This is a genomic window from Bacteroidota bacterium (assembly GCA_034723125.1).
Lineage (GTDB): Bacteria > Bacteroidota > Bacteroidia > CAILMK01 > JAAYUY01 > JAYEOP01.
Map to the genome: position 1 here is coordinate 1 of JAYEOP010000435.1, position 9,337 is coordinate 9,337.

The following is a 9,337-nucleotide window of genomic DNA, read 5'->3' on the forward strand; positions in this document are numbered from 1 at the left end:
ATCGTATGCTTTTGCATTGCGGATTATAAAATTATACAAATATCTTGTTTCGGAGCAAAAGGAGTATGTATTGTCAAAGCAAATTCTTAGGAGCGGTACAAGTGTTGGAGCATTAATTAGTGTCTCTAAGAAAACTCTGCAAAATTAGATTTCTATCTTTTTGCGATATTTTTATCTTTCTCAACTCACTGATGCTAAGGCATCGCCTCGTCTCAAAAAATAAAAATCTCACCTGCCTGACGGCAAAGGCAGGTCAAAAATCTTAGAAATCATAAAATTTGACAGTTTTCTTAGAGGCACTATTTATTGACACAAATATCATCATAGATTTATTATCTCGCAGAAAACCTTTTTATGATGAATCAGCAGAACTTTTTTCATTAGCAGATCAGAAAATTATCGAACTTAATATTTCGTCTTTGACTATTGCGAATACGAGTTATACATTATTACGTCAAACCGACTCCAAGAGAGCAAAAGAAATATTACGAAAACTAAGATTAATAGTCAATATTTTACCACTTGACGGCAAAATAATAGATGTAGCATTGAATGACGATTCGTTTACGGATTTTGAGGATGGACTTCAATATTTTACTGCTATCGAGAATAACCAAGACCTAATAATTACAAGGAATCTTAAAGACTTCAAAGCATCGAAATTACCTGTTATGACAGCAAGACAGTTTTTAAAAGCTTAGGGAGGTAAAAAAAAATACTACTGTAAAAAATTATTAAATTATTTTAAAATTATTTTGTTGTGTTAAAATTATTAAGTATTTTTGCACCCATAAAAAAAAGTGTTGAAATGAAAAAAGGAATACATCCAAAGGATTATAAATTAGTTGTTTTTCAAGATATGTCAAACGGACATAGTTTTATTACAAGATCTTGTGTTAAAACAAAAGATAAAATTAAATGGGAAGATGGAAAAGAATATCCACTTTACAAATTAGAGATAAGTAATACCTCTCATCCATTTTTTACAGGCAAAAATGTACTTCTTGACTCAACAGGTCGTGTTGAGAAATTTAACAGAAGGTACAAAAAAGCCACTGCAAAATAATAATAAAATTTCCAAATATCATAAAAAAAGGCTTCCTTTGTATTTTTAAGGAAGCCTTTTTTATTATGAAAACAACGAATAATTACATTCTTTTCGATTCTCCTAAAAGTAGGATTGATTTGCTGCCATTCACTTACACAAGAGCAATTTCTGAAATAAGAGCAGGTATTTTAACTATTAAAGAAAAATGGGAACATTTTTTAAACACCAAAACTTCATACCTTGTTGAAGATTATCTTTCTGAAAAATTTCTTAGCGTATTTTCCAAAACAAACATTTTTATAAACTCAACTATTATCCCCTCAGAATCACTGGCGGAGCAAGTTACTAAAATAAAAAGCGGTGAAGTAATTTTTCATAAAAACACTTTTATTGCTGCAGGATACAACGCTAAAGATTTCACAACTGTTTTCAACAATAATTTTGATTCATTTAAAAAAATTGAATTTACTGAAGATATTGACACTATAGAATTTAAATGGGATATCTTTCAAAAAAACAATAAAAATATAACAGATGATTTTGAAATTTTAACAAAAAACAGAAAATCACAGAAGCTAAATGAAAGCAATAAATTAATTGGTAAACATAAAATATTTATTGAAGAAGGTGCTGACATCCAATGTGCAACACTCAACACCACAGAGGGACCAATTTATATTGGAAAAAATACAGTAGTAATGGAAGGGGCTTTAATTCGCGGACCATTTGCACTTTGCGATCATTCACATGTTAAGATGGGAGCAAAAATTTATACAGGAACAACCATAGGACCTCATTGCAAAGTGGGAGGAGAAATTAACAACAGTATATTTTTCGGATTTGCCAACAAAGCACATGATGGATTTCTTGGTAATTCTGTAATTGGAGAATGGTGTAACATAGGTGCCGACTCAAACAATTCCAATTTAAAAAATAATTATGACGATGTTAAAGTTTGGGATTACAACAAAAAAGGATTTTCAAGTTCGGGAAGTCAGTTTTGTGGACTTTTTATGGGCGACCATTCCAAGTGTGGAATAAATACAATGTTTAACACAGGGACAGTAGTAGGTGTAAGTTGTAATATTTACGGTGCAGGATTTCCACGAACATTTATTCCGTCATTTAGCTGGGGAGGTGCAGCAGGTACAACAATTCACAAGCTAAACAAAGCTTTTAAAACTGCGGAGCTTGTTATGAAAAGAAGAGAACTTGAGTTTGATAAAATTGAAAAAGAAATATTTGAACATATTTTTGAACTATCACAAGAATTTCATCATTAGTTTTTTTGATTTAATTAAAAATTATTAATTTTACACTTTTTAAATTTGAACATCAAATTACAGCTTTTTAACAAAATAAAATACTTATGAGAAAAATGATTGTAGCAGGAAACTGGAAAATGAATACTTCTGTAGATGAAGGAATAGAATTAATTAAACAATTAAAAGAGCTTATTTCTAAACATGATACATCAGCAAAAGAAGTAATTACCTTCCCTCCTTTTACACACCTTTGGGAATTTGGCAAACAACTATCCGAATCCCAAATATTTTTAGGAGCACAAAACTTTTGTTATGAACCAAAAGGAGCCTTTACCGGAGAAATATCAGCCACAATGTTGAAATCATGCGGATGCAATTATGTTCTAATCGGTCATTCCGAGAGAAGACAATATTTTAATGAATCAAATGAACTACTTGCCAAAAAATTAAATACTGCAATTGAAAACGAGCTGTTACCAATTTATTGTTGCGGAGAATCTTTAGAAGAAAGAGAAGCGGCTAATCATTTTAAAATAATTGAAAAACAAATTAACGAAGGTGTTTTTCATTTAAATGAAAATAATTTTAAAAAAGTAGTAATAGCTTATGAGCCAATATGGGCAATAGGAACAGGGAAAACCGCATCACCGGAACAAGCACAGGAAATCCACAATTTTATTCGTAGCATGATTGAAAAAAAATACGATAAAAGTATTGCCGAAAATACCAGTATTCTTTACGGAGGTAGTGTAAAAGCTTCAAATGCAAAAGAGATTTTTGCAAAAGCTGATATTGATGGAGGATTAATTGGAGGTGCATCTTTAAAGCCCGAAGAATTCAATAACATCATAAATTCCATATAATATGGAACATTTGGAGATTCAAGTTTTTTGTCCTAAAAATATTAGTGAGTTTCTTATACAGGAATTATTTCTATTGCAATTCACAAGTTTTCAGGAAGAAGAAGATTTTTTTTATGCCTATATTGAAAAATCGGAATACTCGGAGGAAGAATTTAATTCGGTTATTTCAAAATATATAAAGCTTGGTAATGAAATCCGATTTGAAATAAAAACTCTAAAAAATATAAATTGGAATAAAGAATGGGAAAAGAATTATGATCCAATAATTATTGACAATAAATTTTTTATAAAAGCACCATTTCATAAAATCCAAAAACCTGATTTAAAAACATTCATTATTTCTCCATCAATGGCATTTGGCACAGGACATCATGCAACAACCAAATTGATAATGCATATACAACAAAAGATTGATTTTAAAAACAAAAGGGTTCTTGATTATGGTTGTGGTACAGGAATATTAAGTATCTTTTCTGAATTTTTGGGAGCAAAAGAAATTGTAGCAATTGACAATGATGAAAATGCAATTAATTGCACACAAGAAAATATTGAATTTAATAACTGCAAGAAAATTTTACCAATAACGGGTGAAATTGATACTGTAAAAGGAGAGAAATTTGATATAATTCTAGCAAATATTACAAGAAACATAATTATAAAATCTGCAAAATCTTTAGCCGAATTACTTTCCCAAGATAGCGTTTTAATTACAAGTGGATACTTTTATGAAGACAATGAATTAATAATCAATAAACTTAGTAAAGAAAATTTTATCTTTGCTGAAAATTATTCAGAGGATAAATGGTCATCATGTCTATTTAAAATGAATAAATAAGTATTGGATGAAGAGACATTTCAAACATATAATTTTTATACTTACCTTATTAATAATCAGTAGCACTTCATTTTCACAAGTTTACAGTTTTTCAAAAGATCCAAAACAATTTCAAAAAGATGTAAAAACATTTTTCAAAAAATATAAAATTGAAGAAACCCAAGAAATTGTAGGCAATTTTCTATACCTTGTTGATAATGATTTGTTTGAACCAGAAGAATATCTTGAAATTGTTTCTACATGTAATTTAATGCTCAAAACACACCACTTACGCCCATCTCCTCATTTTGCAGAATATTTTGAAATTATTGTTGCCTACAAAAAAAATAACATTGACATTGAGAAATTTAAACAATGGGATAAAGTATATGTTAATGTACTTAGTGAATCAAAAAGAAAAGTCAGGTTTTTTAATAAAACAGTACTTACGCTATTTACCAAAAATGCACTTTATTCAACAGCATCAAAAACATGGTATATTTACAGTGATAATTATTCATTCAGTTACAACAAACAACCAATAATTACAATTGACTCTCAAATAACCTTAACCTGCAGAACAAAAGAAGATACAATACAGCTTTTTAATACAATGGGAGAATACTATCCTTTTGAATTTAAATGGGAAGGACATGAAGGACGCATGGATTGGAGAAGAGTCTATGAAGATACAAATGAAGTTTTTGCCTTTGTTCATGATTATACAGTAAATGTAAAAAAAGCAGAACTTATAGCAGACTCAGCAGTTTTTCGAAATAACAGATATTTTTCACTGCCACTGGTAGGACGACTACATGATAAAGGAAGTGTTATTAACCAAGGCAAAAAATCTTTATATCCAAAATTCCGTTCATACAAAGCAGTTTATATCCTTGACAAACTTTCCAAAAACATACTTTACATTGGAGGATTTACCCAAAAAGGCTTACAAATAATGGGTACAAGCAGTATGGATGAATACGGTCCAAAACAATATGCACGTGTTTACATTTCCTATAAAGGGCAAAAAACATTAAAAGCAGTTTCAGATGAATTTTTAATAACTCCCGAAAAGATTGTTTCTAAAGAATCAAGAACAACAATTTATTACGAAAATGATTCATTTTACCATCCTAAAATTATTTTTAACTATGTAATTAATGATAGGAAATTATTACTAACAAGAGGAGATGAAGGAATGTACAGAAGCCCTATGTATGATACTTATCACAAGTTAGAAATGGAATTTGACCAAATGGAATGGAAAATTGATGATGCAAGAATAGATTTTCGTCTTTTTTACGGAAGTGAAGGCTCTGCCTATTTTACCTCAGAAAAATTTTTTACTCAAAACAAATACATTCGAACTCAAAGTGTTCTTACCTATCACCCACTCAACCGAATAAAAGCATTTTCGGAACAATTAGATACAAACATTTTTCACATAAATGACTTTGCAGCTTACATGGGTGTACGACCAAAATATTTATTATCACTTCTAATAAGGCTAACAATGAACGGTTTTATTATTTATGATGATAAATCAGGAGATATTCTTGTAAGAGAAAAAACATTTCATTTTGAAAATGCATCAAAAAACAAAGTTGATTACGACTTTTTGAGACTTGAATCAGTAATAAAAAAAAGCAATGCCATTTTTAATCTCAACACCGGCTTACTCGACCTACAAGGCGTTGGTTTTGTACTATTAAGTGATACACACAAAGTTCATATTATACCCAAAGAACAATCAATTAAAATGAAAACAAACAGAAATTTTGAATTTGGAGGATACATTAGAGCTGGTTTGTTTGAGTTTTTCGGAGACAACTTTTATTTTGATTATGATAACTTTAAAATTGACTTAAAAAAAATTGATTCTGTACGAATGTATGTAAGATTTGATCCTTCAAAACCTACACTGGTAGCGATGGTAAAAAGTGTACTTCAGGATGTAAGCGGATATTTGTACATTGACCATCCCGAAAATAAATCAGGACGAAAAAACTATGCAGAATATCCTATTTTTGAATGTACTGAACACTCTTATGTTTACTATGATAAAAAAGAAATTCTTGGTGGAGCGTATGATAAAGAACGATTTTATTTTGACATAAAACCTTTTACAGTTGACAGTCTTTATCACTTTTCAATGAAAGGATTGGAATTTGCAGGAACCTTTTACTCAGGAAACATACTACCCGTTTTTGATTACAAATTAACTCCACAAGAAGATTTTTCTCTTGGATTTACAAAAGTTGATAATTTCCAACTTTATGTTGGAAAAGGAGAGCAACAAGGTATTGGAGATATGAGCATAAACCTTAGCAATAAAGGATTACGAGGAAATGGAACCATTGATTATTTAACATCAATAACAGAATCCAATGATTTCATTTTCTATTTTGATTCTACTATTGCCAACAGTCAATCATTTAATATTACCCATAATGCAAGGGGTATTTATCCAAAAGTTCAAGGAACAGATGTTTTTACTCGTTGGTTTCCATATCAGGACACTATGATTATTGAAAAACTTCTTAATCCATTCCTTATTTTTGAAAAAGAACTTGAATTTAGCGGAGACCTTGTTCTCACTCCACAACAGCTTAGTAGCTCAGGTATTTTCAACTATAAAACATCTACAATAAAATCCAATGACTTTGTTTTTCAACCTACAACACTTCACTCAGGCTCTGCAATTTTAAAACTTGAAAGTGATGTACCCGGCACTTCTGCTTTTGTAGCACCTGATGTTACTCTGGATTTAGATGTTATATCGGAAACAACAAAAGGAATAGCAAATTCAGGTAAAAACAGGCTTCATTTTCCTGTGAACAAGTACATGACATCAATGAAAAAATTTACTTGGTATAGTAATGAGCAAAGAGTTGATATAACAAAAGATGAAAGCCAAAGAGATGATAAGAGTTATTTCATGTCTATAAAACACGGACAAGATTCCTTACTTTTCCAATCAACAGTTGCCACTTATAACTTGAAAAACTTTAATATTTACGCAGAAAAAATACCTTACATTCCTGTTGCTGATGCATATATTTATCCTAATGAAAACAAAGCTGTTATTGAAAAAGATGCTCATATTCAATCTCTTGCAAATGCACTTATAAAAGCAGATACAATCAATTTCTATCACGAAATACATCATGCTTTTATAAATATTTTTGGAAAATACAAATACACAGGCTACGGACAATATGACTACATTGACAAATACAAAAACAAACAAGAAATTCGTTTTTACCAAATTAGAGTTGATAACGATAAAAGAACTTACGCACGAGGAAGCATTCCTGATTCAGCAGTTTTCTTTTTACATCCAAGATTTAGGTTTAGCGGTTATGCCGAATTAAACGGAAACATCAATGAATTGAATTTTGACGGATATGTTAAACCCAAGCATGAAATCACAAAAGTTAATACATTCTGGTTTTCATTTAACGACAGAGTTAATCCCGATACAATGTTCTTAGCCGTAAATAATCCAAAAGGTAAAGATGGCAGGGATTTATTTACAGGAGTATATCAAGGTACTGATTCACCTTATGTTTATAACGTTTTTATGGGTCGCAAAAAGAAATATACTCATCCTGAAATATTTGGTATTCATCAGGGAATTCTTTACTATGACGACAACCTCAGCAGATATGTTTATTCCAATAAAGATAAGCTGTTTGACAATGATTTGCGAGGACAATATTTTACTTTTGATGAAGAAAATGGACACATGAGTGGAGAAGGTAAAATTGATTTTGGAGAAAATGTTAAAAAAATAGATATAAAAACCGCAGGTCATATCAGTTTCAATGGAGAAACAGGAAAATATCTGTTTAATATTAGCATGCTAATTGATTTCCCCTTTGACAAAAAGGCTCTTGACCAAATGTCTGACATTCTTATTGAAAATTCATATTTCAAAAAAGATACTAGAGAGAACAATGAAACTACTTTAAAATCAATTGCTGAATTAATTGATGATGAAAAAGAGCGTCAAAAAATGATTGAAGAAATTCAAAGTTTCAATATTTACAGAACAACAAAAGATTTTTCTTCAACACTAATATTTACCGATTTAAAACTAACCTACAATGTAAAAACAAGATCATTTCAATCGGATATTACCGAACTTGGATTATCAAGTATCAAAAGAGTTGATATCCACAAAGGACTTGACGGTGCAATGGAATTATCACAACGTAGAAGCGGATTCAAATTCACACTCTATTTTGAAAGTGATCAATATAATTATTATTTCTTTAATTATAATTATGGAATTTTTGGAGTACTTTCATCAGATCCTGTTTTTAATGAAATGGTTATAAATACAGCATCAAAGAATTCCGCACCAAAATATAGAATTAAAATAGGCTCTAATAGAAGTCTGACAAGGTTTAAACGAACATTTAAATTAGAATAATAAATTTATTATGGAACTATACAAAATCATATTACTATTAATCTTTTCCTATTTATTAGGATCAATTCCCAGTTCATATTGGATTGGAAAAATATTTTTTAATGTTGATGTACGAAATCATGGGAGTAAAAGCTCAGGTGCTACAAACACAATGCGAATATTAGGTGCAAAAGTAGCTTTTCCTGTTTTACTAATTGATATTCTAAAAGGATTTCTTGCAACAAAGTTAACAATCCTCCTTCCAAATATTGCTCCTGATATTGTTATGCATTACAAAATTTTCTTCGGATTAGCAGCAATTACCGGGCATATTTTTCCAGTATTTGCAAATTTTAGAGGCGGTAAAGGAATTGCAACTATTACCGGTATTATAATTGGAATTATCCCTGAACTAATACCTTTTGCCTTAGGACTTTTTATTATTATTGTTTCATTTACTAAAATAGTTTCAATGGGCTCAATATTAACCTCTCTATCCGTTCCCTTCATTATTTATTTCATTCTTCAACGAAATGATATATACCTATTAGGATTTTCATTAATAATATTTTTAATAGTAATTATCACACACAGAGAAAATTTAAAACGTATTTTTGCCGGCAAAGAAACTACAATTAGTTTTAGAAAAAACAATTAAAATGACTAAAAACAAAAACGAATTTAATCCAAATCCTCAAAACGAAAACAACATTACTAAGAAATTAGTCCTTTTTAATGATGAAGAAAATTCTTTTGATTTTGTAATTGACAGCTTAATGAAAGCTTGTGATTACAGCGACTCCCAAGCCGAACAACTCACTATACTTGCACATTACAAAGGAGAAGTTGCAATAAAAGAAGGCAACACTAATGAATTACTAAAAATTCAAAACGAACTACAAGAATTAGGTTTGAATGTGAAATTGAATT

Annotated in this window: 8 protein-coding genes and 1 pseudogene; all 9 read left to right on the top strand. The window is 30.0% G+C overall.

Going from position 1 to position 9,337, the window contains the following annotated elements; genetic code table 11:
* Positions 1-118: pseudogene (locus U9R42_11595) on the top strand (four helix bundle protein).
* Positions 119-278: 160 nt separating this feature from the next.
* The gene (locus U9R42_11600; protein ID MEA3496668.1) at positions 279-701 is read left to right on the top strand and encodes a PIN domain-containing protein; all 423 of its coding nucleotides are present in this window, start codon (positions 279-281) and stop codon (positions 699-701) included.
* Between the two features lie 107 nt (positions 702-808).
* Positions 809-1,066 (top strand): type B 50S ribosomal protein L31, encoded by a 258-nt coding sequence (locus tag U9R42_11605; GenBank protein MEA3496669.1) that lies wholly within the window; start codon positions 809-811, stop codon positions 1,064-1,066.
* Positions 1,067-1,131: 65 nt separating this feature from the next.
* Positions 1,132-2,331, top strand: coding sequence for a GlmU family protein (locus U9R42_11610; protein ID MEA3496670.1), 1,200 nt, complete (start codon positions 1,132-1,134; stop codon positions 2,329-2,331).
* Positions 2,332-2,417: 86 nt separating this feature from the next.
* Positions 2,418-3,176, top strand: a complete 759-nt coding sequence (gene tpiA, locus U9R42_11615; GenBank protein ID MEA3496671.1) for a triose-phosphate isomerase — start codon at positions 2,418-2,420, stop codon at positions 3,174-3,176.
* A gap of 1 nt (position 3,177) precedes the next feature.
* Complete coding sequence (gene prmA, locus U9R42_11620) at positions 3,178-4,011, top strand: 50S ribosomal protein L11 methyltransferase (GenBank protein MEA3496672.1); 834 nt, start codon at positions 3,178-3,180, stop codon at positions 4,009-4,011.
* 7 nt (positions 4,012-4,018) lie between these two features.
* A complete protein-coding gene (locus tag U9R42_11625) occupies positions 4,019-8,428 on the top strand; it encodes a hypothetical protein (protein MEA3496673.1) in 4,410 nt (1,469 codons plus the stop codon).
* A 10-nt stretch (positions 8,429-8,438) separates the two neighbouring features.
* The gene (plsY, locus tag U9R42_11630) at positions 8,439-9,065 is read left to right on the top strand and encodes a glycerol-3-phosphate 1-O-acyltransferase PlsY (protein MEA3496674.1); all 627 of its coding nucleotides are present in this window, start codon (positions 8,439-8,441) and stop codon (positions 9,063-9,065) included.
* A gap of 1 nt (position 9,066) precedes the next feature.
* The coding region (locus U9R42_11635) for an ATP-dependent Clp protease adaptor ClpS (GenBank protein ID MEA3496675.1) at positions 9,067-9,337 on the top strand (271 nt) is incomplete at its 3' end.